This is a genomic window from Kribbella sp. NPDC056951 (assembly GCF_042674205.1).
Classification (GTDB): Bacteria; Actinomycetota; Actinomycetes; order Propionibacteriales; family Kribbellaceae; genus Kribbella; species Kribbella yunnanensis.
Genome location: NZ_JBHUQZ010000010.1, coordinates 196,994 through 216,286, shown reverse-complemented (window position 1 = coordinate 216,286; position 19,293 = coordinate 196,994). Strand labels below are relative to the sequence as shown.

17 protein-coding genes are annotated in these 19,293 nt (G+C 67.8%); 8 read left to right on the top strand and 9 right to left on the bottom strand.

Annotated elements, in window-relative coordinates:
- The first annotated feature begins 32 nt into the window (after positions 1-32).
- Positions 33-2,096, top strand: a complete 2,064-nt coding sequence (locus ACFTSF_RS31995; protein ID WP_380158150.1) for an NACHT domain-containing protein — start codon at positions 33-35, stop codon at positions 2,094-2,096.
- On the opposite strand, the gene ACFTSF_RS31990 is transcribed toward ACFTSF_RS31995, so the two are convergent.
- Both ACFTSF_RS31990 and ACFTSF_RS31985 read right to left on the bottom strand, forming a co-directional pair.
- Positions 2,020-3,525, bottom strand: a complete 1,506-nt coding sequence (locus ACFTSF_RS31990; protein WP_380158148.1) for a phosphatidylserine/phosphatidylglycerophosphate/cardiolipin synthase family protein — start codon at positions 3,523-3,525, stop codon at positions 2,020-2,022. The genes ACFTSF_RS31995 and ACFTSF_RS31990 overlap by 77 nt on opposite strands.
- A complete protein-coding gene (locus ACFTSF_RS31985; protein ID WP_380158146.1) occupies positions 3,522-4,565 on the bottom strand; it encodes a PHP domain-containing protein in 1,044 nt (347 codons plus the stop codon). The genes ACFTSF_RS31990 and ACFTSF_RS31985 overlap by 4 nt, the downstream gene beginning before the upstream one ends.
- A gap of 38 nt (positions 4,566-4,603) precedes the next feature.
- Between ACFTSF_RS31985 and ACFTSF_RS31980 the strand changes: the two genes are divergently transcribed.
- The 6 genes from ACFTSF_RS31980 (at position 4,604) to ACFTSF_RS31955 (ending at position 10,181) form a co-directional block, all read left to right on the top strand.
- Positions 4,604-5,809, top strand: a complete 1,206-nt coding sequence (locus ACFTSF_RS31980; protein ID WP_380158145.1) for a PucR family transcriptional regulator — start codon at positions 4,604-4,606, stop codon at positions 5,807-5,809.
- A gap of 78 nt (positions 5,810-5,887) precedes the next feature.
- Positions 5,888-6,811, top strand: coding sequence for an ACP S-malonyltransferase (locus tag ACFTSF_RS31975; protein WP_344152282.1), 924 nt, complete (start codon positions 5,888-5,890; stop codon positions 6,809-6,811).
- Entirely contained in the window at positions 6,808-7,803 is a 996-nt protein-coding gene (locus ACFTSF_RS31970) for a beta-ketoacyl-ACP synthase III (RefSeq protein ID WP_380158142.1), read from the top strand. The genes ACFTSF_RS31975 and ACFTSF_RS31970 overlap by 4 nt, the downstream gene beginning before the upstream one ends.
- A 93-nt stretch (positions 7,804-7,896) precedes the next feature.
- A complete protein-coding gene (locus ACFTSF_RS31965; RefSeq protein WP_132170617.1) occupies positions 7,897-8,145 on the top strand; it encodes an acyl carrier protein in 249 nt (82 codons plus the stop codon).
- A gap of 107 nt (positions 8,146-8,252) precedes the next feature.
- Entirely contained in the window at positions 8,253-9,488 is a 1,236-nt protein-coding gene (gene fabF, locus ACFTSF_RS31960) for a beta-ketoacyl-ACP synthase II (RefSeq protein ID WP_344152294.1), read from the top strand.
- A 195-nt stretch (positions 9,489-9,683) separates the two neighbouring features.
- On the top strand, positions 9,684-10,181 hold the full coding sequence (locus tag ACFTSF_RS31955; protein ID WP_132174216.1) for a DUF3145 domain-containing protein: 498 nt from the start codon (positions 9,684-9,686) through the stop codon (positions 10,179-10,181).
- A 207-nt stretch (positions 10,182-10,388) separates the two neighbouring features.
- On the opposite strand, the gene ACFTSF_RS31950 is transcribed toward ACFTSF_RS31955, so the two are convergent.
- The 4 genes from ACFTSF_RS31950 to ACFTSF_RS31935 are packed head-to-tail and all read right to left on the bottom strand — an operon-like array spanning position 10,389 to position 14,464.
- Positions 10,389-11,399, bottom strand: a complete 1,011-nt coding sequence (locus tag ACFTSF_RS31950) for a LacI family DNA-binding transcriptional regulator (RefSeq protein ID WP_380158140.1) — start codon at positions 11,397-11,399, stop codon at positions 10,389-10,391.
- A gap of 58 nt (positions 11,400-11,457) precedes the next feature.
- On the bottom strand, positions 11,458-12,288 hold the full coding sequence (locus ACFTSF_RS31945) for a carbohydrate ABC transporter permease (RefSeq protein WP_380158138.1): 831 nt from the start codon (positions 12,286-12,288) through the stop codon (positions 11,458-11,460).
- Positions 12,285-13,190 (bottom strand): carbohydrate ABC transporter permease, encoded by a 906-nt coding sequence (locus ACFTSF_RS31940; protein ID WP_380158136.1) that lies wholly within the window; start codon positions 13,188-13,190, stop codon positions 12,285-12,287. The genes ACFTSF_RS31945 and ACFTSF_RS31940 overlap by 4 nt, the downstream gene beginning before the upstream one ends.
- Positions 13,187-14,464 (bottom strand): extracellular solute-binding protein, encoded by a 1,278-nt coding sequence (locus ACFTSF_RS31935; protein ID WP_380158134.1) that lies wholly within the window; start codon positions 14,462-14,464, stop codon positions 13,187-13,189. Before ACFTSF_RS31935 ends, ACFTSF_RS31940 begins: the two co-directional genes overlap by 4 nt.
- Positions 14,465-14,652: 188 nt before the next feature.
- Between ACFTSF_RS31935 and ACFTSF_RS31930 the strand changes: the two genes are divergently transcribed.
- Positions 14,653-16,857: a glycoside hydrolase family 9 protein gene (locus ACFTSF_RS31930; RefSeq protein ID WP_380158132.1), complete on the top strand. Its 2,205-nt coding sequence runs from the start codon at positions 14,653-14,655 to the stop codon at positions 16,855-16,857.
- 51 nt (positions 16,858-16,908) lie between these two features.
- On the opposite strand, the gene ACFTSF_RS31925 is transcribed toward ACFTSF_RS31930, so the two are convergent.
- The 3 genes from ACFTSF_RS31925 to ACFTSF_RS31915 all read right to left on the bottom strand — a co-directional run bounded on the left by ACFTSF_RS31925 (position 16,909) and on the right by ACFTSF_RS31915 (position 19,286).
- Complete coding sequence (locus ACFTSF_RS31925; RefSeq protein WP_380158131.1) at positions 16,909-17,277, bottom strand: MiAMP1 family antimicrobial peptide; 369 nt, start codon at positions 17,275-17,277, stop codon at positions 16,909-16,911.
- A 93-nt stretch (positions 17,278-17,370) separates the two neighbouring features.
- Positions 17,371-18,324, bottom strand: a complete 954-nt coding sequence (locus tag ACFTSF_RS31920; RefSeq protein WP_344152317.1) for a VWA domain-containing protein — start codon at positions 18,322-18,324, stop codon at positions 17,371-17,373.
- Positions 18,324-19,286, bottom strand: coding sequence for a DUF58 domain-containing protein (locus tag ACFTSF_RS31915; RefSeq protein WP_344152319.1), 963 nt, complete (start codon positions 19,284-19,286; stop codon positions 18,324-18,326). Before ACFTSF_RS31915 ends, ACFTSF_RS31920 begins: the two co-directional genes overlap by 1 nt.
- Between the last annotated feature and the right edge of the window lie 7 nt (positions 19,287-19,293).

Below are 19,293 nucleotides of genomic sequence, written 5' to 3'. Positions count from 1 at the left end.
CGTGGTGACCATGAGTTATTGGACAATCACACATGGCACGAAAAGTTCTGGGGGCTTTCCTGTGCGCGGTGCTGATGGCGGCCGGCGTGCTGGTTCTGCGCGAGCTGACGGCCAGTCCGATCGTCGACATCCTGGGCCTGGTCGCCACTATCGGGTTCGCGATCGCCGGCTTCTGGCTGACCCCAGGCACTCCGGCGACCTCCGACGTCGATTCGCTCACCGAACAACTCAGGGGACGCCTGGACGGCCAGAACAACGGCGACCGGAAGGCGAACCAGCTGAACGAGGAACACCTGCCGGTGCGCTGGTCGGCAGCGGCCGTGGATCTGATGGACAGCGACGGACGCAAGGTCATGCGCAGCTCGCTGGCCGGAGACTGGGACGACGTCACCGAGCAGTTCCTGCGCCTGCGGCGGCGTCGCTGGGTGATTCTCGGCGAAGGTGGTGCGGGCAAGAGCGGCCTGCTGCTGGAGCTCATGCAGCAGCTGCTCAAGGCACCGGACAGGATCGGCGGCCGGGTTCCGGTGCTCGTCCCGCTATCGGCCTGGGACGTCCGCAAGGACGTCGACGACTTCCTGGCCGACTTCCTGCTCGACACCTATTCCGGCCTGAAGTTCTCGCGCGGCCGGAAGAAGGACGACCGCCGCGCCGATCTGATCCGGCTGGTCCGTGAACGCGTCCTGCCGATGTTCGACGGTCTGGACGAGATGCCCGCGCCGCGGCGGGTCACAGCGCTGGAACTGCTGTCGGAGCATGACCGGGAGTTCCAGTTCGTGCTGACCAGCCGGCCGGAGGAGTACGGCGACGCCGTGCGCGGCAGGCACGGCCGACTCGGCGTGGCCGGGACCGCGGTGGTCGAGATCCAGCCACTGCTCGTCGACGACATCGTCAAGTATCTGCGCGATGTCCGGGACAGCGCGCCCGAGGCCTGGGCGGCCGAACTGCGCGAGCACAAGCCGCTCGCCGACGCCTTGTCGACCCCGCTGATGGTGTGGCTCGCCTCGGTCACCTTCGCAGGCAATCCGGGCGCCCTGACCGGGCAGGGGGTGACCGCGAAGCAGATCAAGGAGAAGGTCTTCAAAGCCCTGATCCCGGCCCGGTTCACCAAGCACCCGCGGTGGGGACCGAATGCCCGGACCTGGGATGTGCAGGCCGTCACGCGCTGGATCACCTACCTCGCCCGCGATGTCGACCGGCGGCGCCGGACGAAGACTTCCGGCGAGACTGCGGACGACCTGATCTCCTGGTGGCGCCTCGCGGACGCCGCTGAGCCGGTCGTCGGCCGGCTGGCCGCGCTCACCGCACTGCTGACCACCGGTGTCGGCGTCGGAATCGGAGTCGGTTACCTGTTCAGCCCGGAGATCGGACTCTTCTTCGGGGTCGCGGTCGGCACGGTCATCGGGGTGAGTGCGGCGCACTCGCGGCTCAAGCCGACCACGGTCGAGTTCCGCTTCGGAGGTCGTTTCGTGGTCGGGCTCGCAGGCGGGCTGCTGGTCGGATTGGTCGGCGGTGGGGCGGTGTTCGTCCTGCAGCACGACCTGTCCGCGGTCTGGGCGCTGGCCGGGTTCGGCCTGCCGCTCGGCATCGTCTACGGCCTCACGAGCACGGTCAAGGTCGAGGACGCGGTCAGCCCGGCCGGCGTCCTGAAGCGCGAGCGCATGTTCGTGCTCGCGTACTTCATCGCCTACGGTCTCGCCTGCGCGATTGCCTGCTGGATTCTGTCCGGACCGGTGCTGGCGCTCTCCCTCGGCATTTTCGCCGGTCTGTCCGGCGGGATGTTCAACGGCCTGCCCTGGGCAGTGGTGCATCTGCTGTTCAAGTCCGAGGACGTCGATCCTTCAGCCGGAGCGGTCGCGTGGTTCCGCTTCTTCCTGGCCAAGCTGCTGTGGCGCTCGCACACCCCGGTGGACCTTCCTTGGCGGCTGCTCACGTTCCTCGAGGACGCGCGCCGCCGCGGCATCCTGCAACAGTCGGGGGCGAGCTACCGCTTCCGCCACGTCGATTACGTCGACTGGCTGGTCAAAGAATCCGGACCTGCCACTCCCGGGAATCCGGATCATGAAAGTCCTGATAGCGCCGGCGCTGCCGGGCACTGAACGGGACCTCCTCGACCGGTAGCGCGATCGGGTCGAGCGGCTCGGCGGTTGGCCAGGCGTCGAGCCAGGTCGGCAGGGGCCCGGCGGGCGTCGTACCGAGGTGGTGGCTCCAGAGCTTCTCGCGGTACGACGGGATGTCGCCGGTGAAGGCGATGCCGTGCTCGATGTCGGTGTAGAGCGATCGCTGGGCGAGATTGCAGGAACCGATGCAGGCCCACTCGTCGTCGACGAGCACGGTCTTGGCGTGGACGACGACACCACGACGCCGGTACGCCGAGATGCGCGCCCGCTCGGTGTCGTCAAGGCCGGCCAGGAGCGCGTGGTTGACCGCCTGGCAGAAGTACTCCGGATGCGGGAGGGGCGGGTCGTTCGGGTCGTCGACACCGGCGGTCAGCAGGATCACGCGCAGGTCCGGGGACCGGCGTACGGCGTCGCGGACCCAGGTCATCACCTCGCCGGACCACATCAGTGGGTCCTCGAGATAGACGTACTTTTCCGCTTGTCCGATCGCGTGCCGTAGCGCATCGCGGTACTCGAAGACGTTTGCCTCGGGCAACGGCTTGGGGCGGGTCGGGACGTACCACGGGTACTTGGTCGACGGCAGGGTGCGGAGGTTCTGCACGGACTGCGTTCCGTCGGGCGCGCGGACCGGGACGGCGCGCGGCGGGAGCGACGTCGTACCGGATGGGATCGACACGAACCGGTCGTTGTCGAGCGGGAGGTTCTGCGGCTGGCCTGAGCGGCTGGCTTCCCACAGGGTGCGGAAGTGGTCGTAGAAGCCTTGGACTGCTGGGCCCTCGACGCGAGCGACTATGTCATGCCAGATCTGCTGGCCGAGATGTTCCGGACGCGACCAGCGGCTCAGCTCGAGGTCGAGGCCGCCGGTGAACCCGACGGTGTTCCGGCCGTCCGAGATCAGCACCAGCTTGCTGTGACTCGAACCGGCCAGGTGGCCGATCGTGCTCGGCAGCGCCTCTGCACCCACCGCGCGCAGCTCACGGAGCGAGCGAAGGGTGAGGGTGTTGATCGCCGTCACGTGCGCCGCGCCACTGAGCTTGGTCACCCGCGGGTGGCGCACGGCCGAGGCCGACACCCAGCCGAGTGCGCGGACTTCGGCCCCGGCGGCGATCTTTGCCGCCAGCAACTTCACCAGCGCGGACTCCTTGTTGGCCGGGTCGACGAAAGGCTCGCCGTTCGGCCACGGATCAACGCAGTACGGCGGCGCGTCGGTCAGCCGGGCATCGCCGTTCGGAAGGAGTTCGAAGCCACCGCGGCCGAGGCCGAGCCACCAGCCGGTCAGGTACACGAACCCGCCCGGGCCGACGGATTCCAGTGCCTCGCGGATCGCGGCCGAGTGTTCGGCGCCGTCGATCAGTGGGGTGACAGTGCACCCGCCCGACGTGGGCAGGTCGGGAAGCAGGTAGGTCACTGGGCGGTCCAGGCCAGCAGTTCGTCGCGGTCCCAGGTGTTGATGACGCGTTCCGGGGTGATGTCGCAGGCTTCGGCGCGTTCGCAGCCGTAGACCTGCCAGTCGAGCTGACCGGGTGCGTGCGCGTCGGTATCGATGCTGAACACGCAGTCCATCTCGGCGGCCAGGGCGAGCAGGCGTTTCGGCGGGTCGAGGCGTTCGGGGCGGGAGTTGATCTCGACCGCGGTACCGAACTGGCGGCAGGCCTCGAAGACAACCTCGGCGTCGAACTCGGACTCGGGCCGGGTACCGCGGTCACCGGTGATCAACCGGCCGGTGCAATGCCCCAGTACGTCGACATGCGGGTTGGCGACCGCGCGAACCATCCGCTCGGTCATCGGCTCGGACGCGATCCGGAGTTTCGAGTGCACGCTGGCCACGACGAGGTCGAGGCGGGCGAGGATCTCGGAGTCGCAGTCGAGCGAACCGTCGTCGAGGATGTCGACCTCGATCCCGTTCAGGATGGTGAACCCGTCGAGCTCCTTGGACAACTTCTTGTTGAGCTCGGCAACCACCTCGAGCTGCTGCAGCCGGCGTTCCCGCGACAACCCGTTCGCGACCGTGAGGCGTGGCGAATGATCGGTGAGCGCCATGTACTTGTGCCCGAGACGATGCGCCGTACGGGCCATCTCCTCGATCGGGCTGCCGCCGTCGGACCACTCCGAATGCAGATGCAGATCGGCCTGCAGTGCCGCGCGCATCGCCGTACCCTCGTCGGTCAGCTCACCGGCCGACCCCTCCAGCTTGGTCAGGTACGACGGCGTGGCGCCGTCCATCGCCTCCAGGATCACCGCCTCGGTCTTCGGCCCGATCCCCGGCAACTCGGTCAGCGTCCCGGCCCGCCGCCGCGCCCGCACCTCCGCCGCCGGCAGCGCCTCGATGGTGTCCGCCGCCCGCCGATAAGCCTTCACCCGATGCGTAGGCTGCCGATCCCGCTCCAGGTAATACCCAATAGCCCGCAACGCCTCAACGGCAGCATCCACCCCAGCCTTGTCCGTCATCCCCCCATCATTGCGTAGGAGGACCGTATTGTCGGGGTGTGGCTAAGCGGGATACCAAGGCGCATCTGGCGCGGGCTGATCGGCTGCAGGGGCAGACGGGGGCGCTGGCTACTGCGGCTACGGCGGCTATGGAGGAGAAGCTGCCGTGGTTCCGGGGGTTGTCGGCGCAGGATCGGTCGTGGATCGGGCTGGTGGCGCAGTCGGGGATCACCGCGTTCGTCGACTGGTTCCGGGATCCTGAGGAGCACTCGTCGATGCCGACGCGGATCTTCGGGTCGGCGCCGCGCGAGTTCACCCGGGTGATCTCGCTGCACCAGACGGTCGATCTGGTTCGGACGACGATCGAGATGATGGAGACGGCGTTCGACGACCTGTTGCCGGCCGACGACGTACCGGCGGTGCGGGAGGCGATGCAGCGGTATGCGCGCGAGGTCGCGTTCGCGGCCGCGACCGTCTACGCGCAGGCCGCCGAGATGCGTGGCGCCTGGGATGCCCGGCTGGAAGCGCTGGTGGTGGACTCGGTGATCCGCGGCGAGGCCGACGATTCGGTTCGCTCGCGCGCGTCCGCCCTGGGCTGGACCGGAGCCGCCGGTACGACGGGATCCGCCGAAGTCGCCGTGGTCGTCGGCCGCGCACCGGCGGCTGAGGGCAACGCGAACGTGGCCGACGCCGTCCGGCACGCCGCTCGTGAGGCGGGTGCTGACGCTCTGTGCGCGATCCAGGGCGATCGGCTGGTGGTGGTGCTCGGCGGTACCAGCAAACCTGTGGAGATCGTACAAAGGCTCGCCCACTGGTTCGGACCCGGCCCGATCGTGGTCGGACCGGTGGTGAAAGACCTGATGGCGGCCGTGACGTCGGCTCGGGCGGCGGTCGCCGGACTCCGCGCCGTACCGGCTTGGCCCGCGGCTCCACGGCCGGTCCAGGCCGACGAACTGCTCCCCGAACGGTCACTCTCCGGAGACGGTCATGCCCGTCGGCAACTGGCGAATGAGGTCTACGGCCCGCTCACAGTGGGCGAAGGTGTGCTGCTCGACACCGTTTCGGCGTACCTGGACTCCGGTGGTTCGATCGAGGCGACGGCCCGGGCGATGTTCATCCACGCCAATACCGTCCGGTACCGGTTGAAGCGTGTGGCCGATCTCACGGGCTACCAGCCGCTGAATCCCCGCGACGCTTTCACCTTGCGTGTCGCACTCGCCCTCGGCCGCCTGCTCAATCCGGAACCGGGAAACCCCATTTTGTAGGATCTCCACAAACAGGGCCGGTCAGAATTCGTGCTGCTTTCCGGCCCGCGAACGGCTTGGAACAGGGAGAGTAGTCACGTGCTCGTCATCGTCGCGCCCGGTCAGGGTGCCCAGACCCCAGGTTTCCTCGAGCCGTGGCTCGCCGATCCCGCGTTCGAGAGCCGGCTCAACTGGCTCTCCGCGGTCGCCGGTCTCGACCTCGCCCACTACGGCACCCAGGCGGATGCCGACACCATCCGCGACACCGCGATCGCGCAGCCGCTGCTGGTCGCGGCCGGGCTGGCCACGGCGCCGGCCCTGTTCACGGACCCCGCGCAGGTCGGTGCGCTCGCCGGTCACAGTGTCGGTGAGCTCGCCGCTGCCGCGCTGGCCGGTGCGTTGACCGTCGAGCAGGCAATGGTGCTGGTCCGCGAGCGCGGGAAGGCGATGGCCGGTGCGGCCGCGCTGACCGCGACCTCGATGACCGCCGTCCTCGGTGGTGACCGCGACGAGGTGCTCGCGAAGCTCGCGGAGTACGGGCTGACGCCCGCCAACGACAACGGCCCCGGCCAGATCGTCGCGGCCGGCACGGTCGAGGAGCTCGCCGCGTTCGCCGAGGACCCGCCCGCGAAGTCGCGGCTGATCCCGCTGTCGGTGGCCGGCGCGTTCCACACCAAGCACATGGAGCCGGCCGTCCAGACCCTCGCGAAGTACGCGACGGCGATCGGGACCGGCGAGCCGACCACCAAGCTGCTCTCCAACCGCGACGGCCAGGTCGTCACCGACGGCCAGGACGCGCTGCAGCGGATCGTCGCCCAGGTGAACTCCCCCGTCCGCTGGGACCTGTGCATGCAGACCTTCACCGACCTCGGTGTCACCGGCATCCTCGAGCTGCCGCCGGCCGGCACGCTGGTCGGGATCGCCAAGCGCAACCTGAAGGGCGTCGAGACCTTCGCCCTGAAGACGCCGGACCAGCTCGACGACGCCCGCGCATTCGTCGCAAAGCACGGAGGCACCGCATGACTGCAATCACTTCACCGACCGGCTCGCAGTACGCCGCGGTTCTGGGGATCGGGTCGTACCGGCCGCGGCGGGTCGTGCCGAACTCGGAGATCGTCGATCAGATCGACTCCAGTGACGAGTGGATCCAGACCCGGTCCGGGATCAAGGAGCGCCGCTGGGCCTCCGACGACGAGACCGTGCTGATGATGTCGGTCGAGGCGGCCACGGACGCGCTGAAGGAGTCCGGGATCGATCCGGCCCAGATCGGCTGTGTCGTGGTCTCCACTGTCACGCACCTCTACCAGACGCCCGCGATCGCGACCCGGATCGCCGTCGAGGTGGGCGCCCCGACGGCGGCGGCGTTCGACGTCTCCGCGGCGTGCGCCGGGTTCTGCTACGGCCTCGCGCTGGCCAGTGACATGGTCCGCGGCGGCAGCGCCAAGTACGTGCTGGCGATCGGCGTCGAGCGCCTCAGCGACCTCACCGACCGCAACGACCGCGGTACGGCGTTCATCTTCGCCGACGGCGCGGGTGCGGCCGTGGTCGGCCCGGCGGACGAGCCGGGCATCGGTCCGGTGGTGTGGGGTTCCGACGGCACCCAGCACGCGGTGATCAGTCAGAAGGAATCCTGGCAGGAGGCGGCCGGCACCCAGAACTGGCCGCACCTCACGATGGAAGGCAACCCGGTCTTCCGCTGGGCGTCGTTCGAGATGGCCAAGACCGCCCAGCAGGCGCTCGACGTGGCCGGCGTCGCGGCCGACGAGCTCGACCTGTTCGTGCCGCACCAGGCGAACATGCGGATCACCGACGCGATGCGCCGCGCCCTCAAACTGCCCGAGCACGTGAAGGTTGCCCGCGACATCGAACGGCAGGGCAACACGTCCGCCGCGTCGATCCCGCTCGCGATCACCGCGATGCGCGAGTCCGGCGAAGCCAAGAGCGGCGACCTCGCCCTCGTCATCGGCTTCGGCGCCGGCCTCGTGTACGCCGCCCAGGTCATTCGACTGCCCTAGCCAGCCGGCTGCACTGGTAGTCGGACATAGTTGTCCGGGGCGGCTCAGGTGGCCGCACCGGCTGAATCAAATTCATTCGAAGGGAACACCGCAATGGCCAGCACCGAAGAGATCCGTTCCGACCTCGCCGAGATCGTGAACGAGATCGCCGGTATCCCGGTCGAGGACGTCCAGCTGGACAAGTCCTTCACCGACGACCTCGACGTCGACTCGCTCTCCATGGTGGAGGTCGTCGTGGCCGCCGAGGAGAAGTTCGACGTGAAGATCCCCGACGACGAGGTCAAGAACCTGAAGACCGTCGGCGACGCCGTCGCGTTCATCGAGCGTGGCCTGAACGGCTGATCCAGGCCGTTCCCGTGCTGGCCGGTGCTCGTCGGGCTCAGAACCGATGAGCACCACCGGCCGGCCCTCCCAAAACTCCCCCAGATCTCGTGAAGGATGAGGTACAGATGTCGAAGACCCGAGTCGTGATCACCGGGCTCGGAGCCACCACCCCGCTCGGCGGCGATGTGGCCAGCTCCTGGGAAGGCCTGCTGGCCGGACGTTCCGGCGCACGCCGGCTGACCGACGACTGGGTGCAGAACCTGGCCGTCCAGATCGCCGCCCCGGTGGCCGTCGAGCCGACCGAGGTCATCGAGCGCGTGAAGGCCCGCCGCCTCGACCGCAATGCGCAGCTGGCCGTGGTGGCCGCTCGTGAGGCCTGGGCCGACGCCGGCCTGGAGGACTCCGGGCTCGACAAGGAGCGCCTCGGTGTGGCCGTTGCCACCGGCATCGGTGGCCTGCACACCACCCTGTCCAACTACGACGCGCTGCTGAAGAACCCGCGCCGCGTCTCTCCGTTGGCCATCCCGATGCTGATGCCGAACTCCTCCGCCGCGTACGTCGGCCTCGAGTTCGGCGCCAAGGCCGGTGTGCACACCCCGGTCTCGGCCTGTGCCTCCGGCAACGAAGCGATCGCCCTCGGCCTGGATCAGATCCGCCTCGGCCGCGCGGACGTCGTACTGGCGGGTGGCACCGAGGGCACGATCATGCCGCTGCCGCTCGCCGCGTTCGGCCAGATGATGGCGCTCAGCAAGCGCAACGACGAGCCCGAGCGCGCCTCCCGGCCGTGGGACGCCGACCGCGACGGCTTCCTGCTTGGTGAGGGCGCCGGCGTACTTGTGCTGGAGTCCTACGAGCACGCGGTCGCGCGCGGCGCGAAGATCTACGCCGAGGTCGCCGGTGCCGGCATCTCCGCCGACGGTCACGACATCGCCCAGCCCGACCCGACCGGTTCCGGCGCCCGCCGGGCGATGGAGCGGGCGCTGGCCGAGGGAGACCTCAGCCCGACCGACATCAAGCACATCAACGCGCACGCCACGTCGACCCCGCAGGGCGACATCGCCGAGTCGCTGGCGATCCGGCTCGCGCTCGGCAGCGCCACCGACAACGCGATCGCCACGGCACCGAAGTCGATGATCGGCCACCTGCTCGGCGCGGCCGGCGCAGTCGAGTCGATCGCCACCGTGCTCGCGCTGCACCACCGCGTCGTACCGCCGACGATCAACCTCGACAAGCTCGACGACCAGATCGAGCTGGACATCGCCACCGAACAGCGCGAGCTGGCCGACGGCGACCTGGCCGCACTGAACAACTCGTTCGGCTTCGGCGGCCACAACGCCGCGATCGCCTTCAAGACCGTCTGACCCACCCCTCAGCACGCCCGCACCTGCCAAAGGTGCGGGCGTGATGTCACGACACGGCCGTGATGTGGTTGACACGGCGAGGTTACTGGTGTTCGTGGGGGTCGTGGTGCAAGATGGACCCAGTCATCTGCTGGGATGGCCGGAGTTGTGCTCGAGATCGCTGGGGAAGGCGCCCCTCGAACACAGGAGGTCCCGGTGGCGACGACTCGTGGCGTTTTGTACGTCCACACGGTGCCGTCAGCGTTGTGTCCGCATGTCGAGTGGGCCGCAGGCGGCGTACTTGGCGTGCCTGTGAAACTCGACTGGACGCCGCAGCCCGCAGCACAGGGCACGTATCGGGCTGAGCTGTCGTGGCAGGCCGAGGCCGGTACGGCGGCAAAGCTGGCGTCTGCTCTGCGCGGTTGGCAGAAGCTGCGCTTCGAGGTGACCGAGGAACCGACGAACGGCGTCGAGGGCGAGCGTTATTCGTTCACGCCGACGCTCGGGATCTTCCACGCGACCACCGGGGTGCACGGCGACATCATGGTGCCGGAGGAGCGGCTGAAGGCAGCGATGCTGAAGGCTGCGACCGGTGAGGCCGACCTGACCGAGGAGGTCGAGCGTTTGCTCGGCCGGCCGTGGGATGACGAGCTCGAACCCTTCCGGTACGCCGGAGACGGCGCTCCGGTTCGCTGGCTGCACCAGGTCGTCTGAGTGCTTGCTGAGAACTTGAGAAGAAAGCCTTAAAGGGCACAGACAAACATCGAACTTTTCCGGCAGAGTGAGCATCAGACATTCCACAAGGGTGGAGGGGCCGTGGCCGCTGGGCCACCGGGTGTCGGGACACCCCCGGTGGTAGCAAACAGCGGCCGCACCACTTGAAGGGCACGGATCTCAGGGTCCGTGCCCTTCGTGCGTCTGTCAGCTGGACGCCCGCACCACGAGTCGCGTCGGCAGGATCAACGGCGTCGGGGACTCCCCCGCGATCAGCGCGAGCAGCATCCGCGCCATCTCGCGGCCGAGCGACTGGATCGGCTGACTGACCGTGCTCAACGGCGGTTCGGTGTGCCGCGCGAGCACGACATCGTTGAAGCCGACGACCGCGACGTCACCCGGGATCGTCCGCCCGGCATCCTTCAGCACCCGCATCGCGCCGATCGCCATCTGATCCGAGGCGACGAAGACCGCGTCGAGGTCCGGGTGCTCGGCCAGCAACTGCTCCATGGCGTGGCCACCGCCTTCCTCGCTGAAGTCGCCGTACACGACGCGGCTCGCGTCCAGGCCGGCCACCGCGAGTGCTTCCTGATAACCCTTGTACCGCGCGGTGCCGGCGCCCTCGTCCATTCGTCCGGTGATGGTGGCGATGCGCGTGCGCCCGGTCGTGACCAGGTGCTCGGTGGCCAGCCGGGCCCCACCGCGGTTGTCGGCATCGACGTAGTACCGGGGTTCGAAGTTCACCGGGGTACCACCGAAGACGACCGGTACGTCGGACTTCTCGGCGATCTGCGCGAGCGGATCGTCACCGTGCATCGACATCAGCATCACGCCGTCGGCCTGCCGGGTCCGCAGCACCTGTTCGAGCCGGGTCTGCCCGCGCGTGGAGGTCGCGAGCTGCAGGATCAGCTCGAGATCGGTCTCCTCGAGCACCGAGTTCACCCCGACCGCGACGTCGGCGAAGAACGGGTCGGTGAACACCTGCGGGTTGTCGCTCGAGATCGCCAGCACGACAGCCCCGACCTGCTGAGTGGCCAGTGCGCGGGCCGTTGCGTTCGGCACGTATCCGAGATCGCTGACCGCCCGGTGCACCGCGTCCCGCTTGGCCTTGCTGACATGCGGCGCGTTGTTGATCACCCGGGACGCGGCCGACCGCGACACACCGGCCCGCTCGGCGACTTCGTCGAGCGTCACTTGGCGTTTGTGCGGGTCTGTCACCTGGTGGTCCTTAACATGAGAGTGGATAGAGAGGCTCAGTGCATTTGAGATTAGGGCATCAGGACCGGACAGCCCCGTCCATGATGCCGCTGATCAGCTGCCGGCCGAACAGGATGAAGACCAGCAGCAGTGGCACGGTCGCGATCAGCGTGCCGGTGAACATGAGCGTGTAGTCCGTGTAGTACTGCGAGGCCAGCTGACTGAGCGAGAACTGGACGGTCGGATTGTCCGCCTCCAGCACCGCCAGCGGCCAGAGAAACTCGTTCCAGGTCCCCATGAACGTGAACAGCCCCAGTACGGCGGCGCCCGGCCGCAACGCCGGCGACACCACCCGGACGAACAGCCCGAACGTCGTACAGCCGTCCAGGCGGGCTGCTTCGATCAACTCGTCCGGTACGGCGCGTTCGGCGTACTGGCGCATCAGGAACACGCCGAACGCCGACACCAGAAACGGGACGATGACCGCCTGCAGGTGGTTCTGCCAGCCGAGTTTCACCATCACCATGTAGAGCGGGACGATCCCCATCTGCACCGGAACCATCATCGTGGCCAGCACCGAGATCAGCAGTGCGTTGCGGCCGCGGAACCGCAGTTTGGCGAACGCGAACCCGGCCAGCGAGGAGAAGAACACCACCGAGATCGTGACGCAGACCGACGCGATCGCGGAGTTGAGCAGACCGCGCGCGAAGTGCGCCTCCTCCGCCTCCGGACCGAAGAGCCGCTGGATGTTGTCGCCGAGGTTGCCACCCGGGACGAGCGGCGGCGGGAACTGGCCGACCACATCGTTCGAGCGGGTCGCCACCACGAACAGCCAATACAGCGGGAACACCGACAGCACGAGGCTGACCAGCAGGGTCAGGTAGACGAGTGTGTTGCGGGGTTGTCTCATTGCGTGCCTCCCCGGATCCGGCGGCCGATCAGCAGGTTGACGACGCCGACGAGCACGGTGAGCAGGAAGATCATCCAGGCGACCGCGGAGCCGTACCCGTAGTCGAAGTTCTGGAAGCTCTGCTCGAACATGTACATCGCGATCGTCTGGAACTGCCGCAGACTGCCACCGGATACATCACCTTGCCCGAACAGCAGCGGCTCGGTGAACAACTGCATCCCACCGATGATCGACATCACCACGGTGAAGATGAGCGCCGGCCGGATCAGCGGCACCGTGATCTTGCGGAACTGCTGGACCACGCCGGCACCGTCGATCTGCGCAGCCTCGTAGAGATCACGCGGGATCGCCTGCATCGCCGCCAGGTAGATCAACGCGTTGTACCCCGTCCAGCGCCAGTTGACCATGCTCGAGACCGCGATCCACGACGTTGCCTTGCTGGCCTGCCAGTCGATCGCGTCCACACCGAAGAGCCCGAGGACGCCGTTCACCAAACCGGTGTCGCGGCCGTAGAGCTGACCGAAGACGATCGCCACCGCGGCGACCGACGTGACGATCGGTGCGAGAACACCGAGCCGAAACAAGAGCAGTGCTCGCAACGGCCGGTTGAGCAGGGCTGCCACGATCAGCGCGAGGATCAACTGCGGAACCGTCGCGAGGACGAGCAGCCCAAGGGTGTTGACGAGCGCGTTCCAGAAGTCCGGGTCGCCGAGCAGGCGGGTGTAGTTGTCCAGCCCGACGAACCCGGCGTCTCCGGTCAGATCCCAGGACCGCAACGACACCCACGCGGTGTAGAGCAGCGGGAAGAGACCGAAGACGGTGAAGAGCAGGAAGAACGGCGCGATGAAGACGTACGGCGATCCGTGCAGATCGAAGCGGTTCCAGCGACTCAGCCGATTCACTTGCCGACGGCCCGCTGAGAGTCGGAGAGCGCCTTCGACCAGGCCTCCTCGGGCTTGAGCTTGCCCTGCTCGATCGCGGTCAGCGCATCGCCGATCGCGTCACCGACCTGCTGGTTCTCCGGGCCGAGGTAGACCGGCTTCAGCTCCTTGGCGGACTGACCGAAGATCTTGCCGACCGGCGCGTTGTTGAAGTACTCACTCTTCGCCCCGGCCACGGCCGGGTCGTCGATCGCCTTCGGCGCGGACGGGAAGTTGTTCTTCGCCTTGAAGGCGGCGGTCTGCCCCTCCGGGCTGGTCAGGAACTTCGCCAGCTCGGCGGCCTCCTTCTGGTGCTTGCTCTGCGCCGGTACGGCGAGGAACGAGCCACCGCGGACCGCCCCCTCCCCCGGTACCCGGGCGACGTCCCACTTGCCGGCGTTCTCCGGACCGGCCTGGTCCTGGATGATGCCGAGCATCCACGCCGGGCACGGGATGGTCGCGAACGTGCCCTTCTTGAAACCGGCGTTCCAGGCCGGGCTCCACATCTGCAGCTTGCCGGACAGCCCGGCGTCGACCATCTGCACGGTCTGGTCCCACGCCTTGCGGACGCCGGGGTTGCTGTCGACGATCAGCTTGTTACTGCGATCGAAGTACGTCGTATCGCCCTGCTGCATGAGGATGTTCTGGTAGATCGCACCCGAGGTGTCGAAGAAGCTGGCGCCTGTGTTCGCACCGGCGAACTTCTTGCCGGTGGCAAGGTACTGGTCCCAGGTCGGCCACAAAGCCCCGACCTTCTCCCGGTCGGTCGGCAACCCGGCCTTGGCGAACAGGTCGCTGCGGAAACACATGCCCTGGGCACCGATATCGGTCCCGAGACCGATGAGTTTCGAGCCGTCCGTGGTGAGCGCCTGGTTCCACTTCCAGTCCAGGAAGTTGCCCTTCAGGCTGCCGGCACCGTGGTCGAGCAGGTTGACGAACTGGTCGGGCTTGGCCATCAGCTTGACCAGGATGCCCTCCTCCAGCGCGACCACGTCACCCGCGCCGCTACCGGCGGTCAGCCACTGCTGCAGCTTCGGCGTGTAGTCCGCGAGCTTGGCGATGTTGTCGGCCTTGATCTTGATCCCCGGGTGCGAGTCCTCGTACTGCTTGTAGAGGTCCTCGTAGCCGAACTCACTGAACGTCTTCACGGTCAGCGTGATCGTGCCGTCGGCCGCCTCGTCGTTCCCCGAGCCTCCACATCCGGCCACCGCCACCAGGCCGATCGCCGCTGCTGCTGCCCACCACTTTGCCGACATCCTTGACTCTCCTCGACTGGAAGAAGCTGGGAGCGCTTCCAGCAGAAGGTAAGCGATGGCTGAACGTTTGTGAACCCCCTGTTTGAGTCTTGACACGGCACCGTTGCCTGGGGAGCATGGCGCCACGTCTGGCTGCAGCTTCCGCCCGGTTCTGCAACCGCTCCCAGCTTCTCCCGGAGGCAGTGCCCATGCCCTCAGCACGACGATCCGCCCTGATCGCCGGTTCCGCCGCGCTCACCGTCCTGGCTGCGACCCTGATCGGAACCCCGGCCACCGCGGCCGATCCGCCGTACGAGCGGATCCTGAACGGGACCTTCGACACCGAGCGGGAACCCTGGTGGTCCAGCTCGACCACACCGTCCGCGGTCACCAACGGGCGGCTGTGCGCCCAGATCCCGGCCGGCACCGTCAATCCCTGGGACTCGATGATCGGCCAGGACGACGTACCGCTGGAGCAGGGTCAGCCCTACACGCTCAAGTTCGACGCGTCGGCCAGCAAACCAATCCAGTTCAAGGCGGTTCTGCAGCAGCAGGGGCCGCCGTACGGCACGGTCATCGGCCAGACCGTCACGGCCGGTACGACGATGCAGAGTTTCAGCTTCACCAACAATTCGCCAGTGACCGACACGCACGGTCAGATGTCGTTCCAGGCCGGTGGCGCGGCCGAGGCGTACACGCTCTGCCTGGACAACATCTCGATCACCGGCGGAATCCTGCCGCCGGGCGGGATCCGGGACTTCGGCTCACCAGTTCGGGTCAACCAGGTCGGGTATCTGCCAGGCGGTCCGCATCGGGCGACGTACGTGACGTCGGCGACGACTCCGCTGGACTGGAAGCTCGTTGATTCCGGCAACAAGACGGTTGCCGTCGGCAAGACCACGCCGTACGGGCCGGATGCTTTGTCGGGTGACAGCGTGCAGCTGATCGACTTCGGGAGTTTCCGGACGACCGGCACCGGCTTCAAGCTCGTCGTCGGCGAAGACGTCAGTGAGCCATTCGATATCGCGAAGAACCTGTACTCCGCCCTGCGACAGGACTCGCTCGAGTACTTCTACAACAACCGCAGCGGGATCCCGATCGAGGCGAAGTACGTCGGCGACGCCTGGGCCCGCGCGGCTGGTCACATCGGCGTCGCGCCGAACAAGGGTGACACCTCGGTCCCCTGCGTTCCCGGCAGCTGCGACTACAGCCTCGACGTCCGCGACGGCTGGTACGACGCCGGCGACCACGGCAAGTACGTCGTCAACGGGGCGCTCGCGGCGTGGCAGCTGCTCGACCTGTACGAGGAGTCGGACCGCAACGTCAGCCTGAAGATCCCCGAGAACGCGAACCGCGTGCCGGATGTGCTGGACGAGGCGAAGTGGCAGATCGACTTCCTGCTCCGCATGCAGGTCCCGGCTGGTCAGCCACTGGCCGGCATGGTCCACCACAAGATCCACGACGAAGCGTGGACCGGTATGGCGCTCGCCCCGGCGGCCGACCCGCAGCAGCGCTACCTCTACCCGCCGTCGACCGCCGCGACCCTCAACCTCGCTGCCATCGGCGCCCGCTGCGCCCGCGTGTACGCCCGCTGGGACCACGCACTGGCTGCTCGCTGCCTCTCGGCCGCGCAGACCGCTTGGAAGGCCGCTGAGCTGCACCCGACGATCTACGCGCCGACCGGCGGCGTGGGCGGCGGCGCGTACGACGATGTGAAGGTGACCGACGAGTTCTCGTGGGCCGCGGCCGAATTGTTCGCCGCGACTGGCAAGGCGTCGTACAAGCGTCGTATCAGTACTGTGCTGAAGGCGGCCGATGGATTCTCGTGGCAGGAGACCGGTGGGCTCGCGGATCTCGCGCTCGCGCGGGTGCCATGGCGGTTGTCGGTTATCGAGCGGCTCAAGCTGATCCGCCGGATCGCGACCGTTGCCGACAGCTACCTTGCCGATCTGCGGTCCCAGGGCTACGCCAATCCGTACAAGCCGGCCAACGGCCAATACGTGTGGGGATCGAACAGCGGTACGGCGAACAACGCGATGATTCTCGCGATCGCCGCCGGCCTGACCGGGCGCCCGTCCTACCGATCGGCAGCGTTGGAGTCGCTGGACTACCTGCTCGGGCGGAACGCGATCAACCAGTCCTACGTGACCGGGTACGGCGAGCGGGACAGCCATAACCAGCACCACCGGTTCTGGTCCCATTCGCTGAACCCGGCGTATCCCTCGCCGTACCCGGGCTCGCTGGCCGGCGGCGCGAACTCCGGGCTGCAGGATCCCGTTGCCCAGCGCAACCTTGTCGGCTGCGCCCCGGCGAAGTGCTACATCGATGAGATCGGTTCGTACTCGACCAACGAGGTGGCGGTGAACTGGAACTCGGCGCTGGCCTGGCTGACGACGTACGCGGACGAGGTCTGAGAAACGCCTGAGCCCGGCCCTGGTGCAGGGCCGGGCTCGGCGTGTTGGTGATCAGCAGACGATCAGGATGCTCTTCCACCCGAACCCGCTGGCCGACGACTTGTTGGCATCTGAGGGCAGCCGCGTGTGCGGAACGCCGGTTCCCGTGGTGTTGTTGAACAGATGCCCGCTCTGGCCGCGGGCGTACCAGCGGTAGGAACCGCTGTACGGGATCCGGTGCAGGCCACAGCCGTTGATGTCCTTGGAGAAACCGCTCCAGCTGGAGCCGGAGTAGGCGACGAACGACGAGGTCGCTGCGACCGTCAGCGGACCCGCTTCGGCGTCGTCGTACACAGGTGCCGCCGAAGCCGTCGCCAGCCCACCGCCGAGCAGGGCCACCGATCCGAGTCCGGTCAATGCCAAACGCAGAACTGTCTTCATGAGTGAAACCTCCGAAGGTTCGGAATGGAATTTCGTCCATCGAACCCACGGGCGGTTTCAGTTCACTTACAGCCTGCTGTCAGCGCTCGTCGATCAGGGGAACCGGGACGCCATCGCGATACAGGCACCGGCCGCGGCCAACGTGAAGAGCATGGCGATCCCGGCGAACCGTGAGGTGACTTCCTTGTCCACCTCGTCGTAGCCGACCGAGGAGCCGATGTCCTTATAGACGTCCTCCAGCTCACCGGCCGACTCCGCGGTGTAGGCCTTGCCGTTGCTGATCTCGGCGACGCTGCGGAGCTCGGCCCGATCCGGTGGGACCCGCTGCCGGATCCCGTCCATCTCGATGAAGCCGGAGTCGGTACCGAAGCAGATCGTGTAGACCGGCGTCTTCTTGGCCTTGGCCGCCTGGGCGCCTTCCTGCGCGGTCCGGCCGACCGTCCGCTTGCCGTCGGAGAGCAGCACGATGCGCGCCGGGGCCGGGTCGTTCGGGTGGTCGGGGTCCGGCGGGACCTGGGTGAGCGCCTGCAGCGAGGTGAAGATGCCTTCACCGGTCGCCGTGGACTCGGCCAGGTCCAGACCGTCGATCGACCGCAGCACGGTCGCCCGGTCGGTGGTCGGCGGCACGATGATCGAGGCCGACCCGGCGAAGTTCACCAGCGCGACGTTGAACTTGCCGGGCAGCTGGTTGACGAAGTTCTTCGCCGACTTCTTCGCCGCCTCCAGCCGGTTCGGGTCGATGTCGGTGGCCATCATCGACAGCGAGACGTCGATCGCGACCACGATCGTGGCCCGCTCGCGCGGCACCTTGACCTTGTCCTTGGGCTGCGCGAACGCCACGATGCAGGAGATCGACGCCAGCAGCGCGAAGGTGACCGCGAGGTGCCGGCGCCACTGCGGGCGGCGCGGCGCGACCCGGTCGAGCAGCGCGATGTTGGTGAAGCGCAGCGCGTACTGCGAGCGGCGGTGCTGCAGGTACAGGTAGGCCGCGACGACCACCGGGATGAGCAGCAGGAACCACAACCTGCTCGGAGACAGGAACTCCATCAGCGCGCCACTCCCTTCGGCGGTTGGTGCAGACGCGGTGCCATCCGCCGGTAGGCGAGCACGAAGCGCACGGTGTCGGCGACCCAGTCGCGGTCGGTCCGCAGGACCAGATGGCCCGCACCTACCCTACGCAGGGCGATCCGGGTTCGTTCCCGCTGTGCCAGCGCGGCGGTCGCGAAGGCCTCCCGGACCTTGCGGCGGCGGGTGTCGATCTCGCGGACCTGGCCGGTCTCCGGATCGCCGATCATGACGACGCCGATATTCGGCAGCTCGAGCTCGCGCGGGTCGACGATCTCCACGGCGAGCACCTGGTGCTGTGCGGTCAGCTTGCGCATCGCACGCTCCCAGGAAGGCTCCAGCCGACTGTCGATCTCGCCGTCCTCGGGGGTGAGGAAGTCAGAAACGATCACCCGCAGACCACGCTTGCGCTGCGTCCGGGCCATCGACTCCAGCGCCGCGGCCAGGTCACTGCGATGCGCGGACTGCTCGGCGGTGAACTGCTCGGCCAGCAACGCGCGGAGCAGACCGTACAAGGCGAGGCGACCCGAACGCGCCGGCCAGCGCCGCAATGACGAGTCGCGCAGCATCAGGCCGCCGAACCGGTCGCCCAGCCGGTGGGTCAGGAACCCGACCGTGGCCACCGCGGCGACCGCGAGCTCGCGCTTCTCCAAGGTCGACGTACCGAAGTTCATCGAGCCGGACAGGTCGACCATCGCCCACGTCTCCAGCTCGCGGTCCGCGATCAGATCCCGCACGTGCGGGATCGTCGTCCGCGCGGTCACCGCCCAGTCCATCCGCCGGACATCGTCGCCGACCTGGTAAGCCCGTGCTTCGGCGAGCTCGGTGCCGGGCCCCGGCAACAGGCCCATGTGCTCACCGTGCAGATACCCCTCGAGACGCCGTACGACGGTCAGCTCCAGCCGCCGCAACGCCCGCTCGGGCGCGAGCTGCGAGATCGTCATCGCAGCT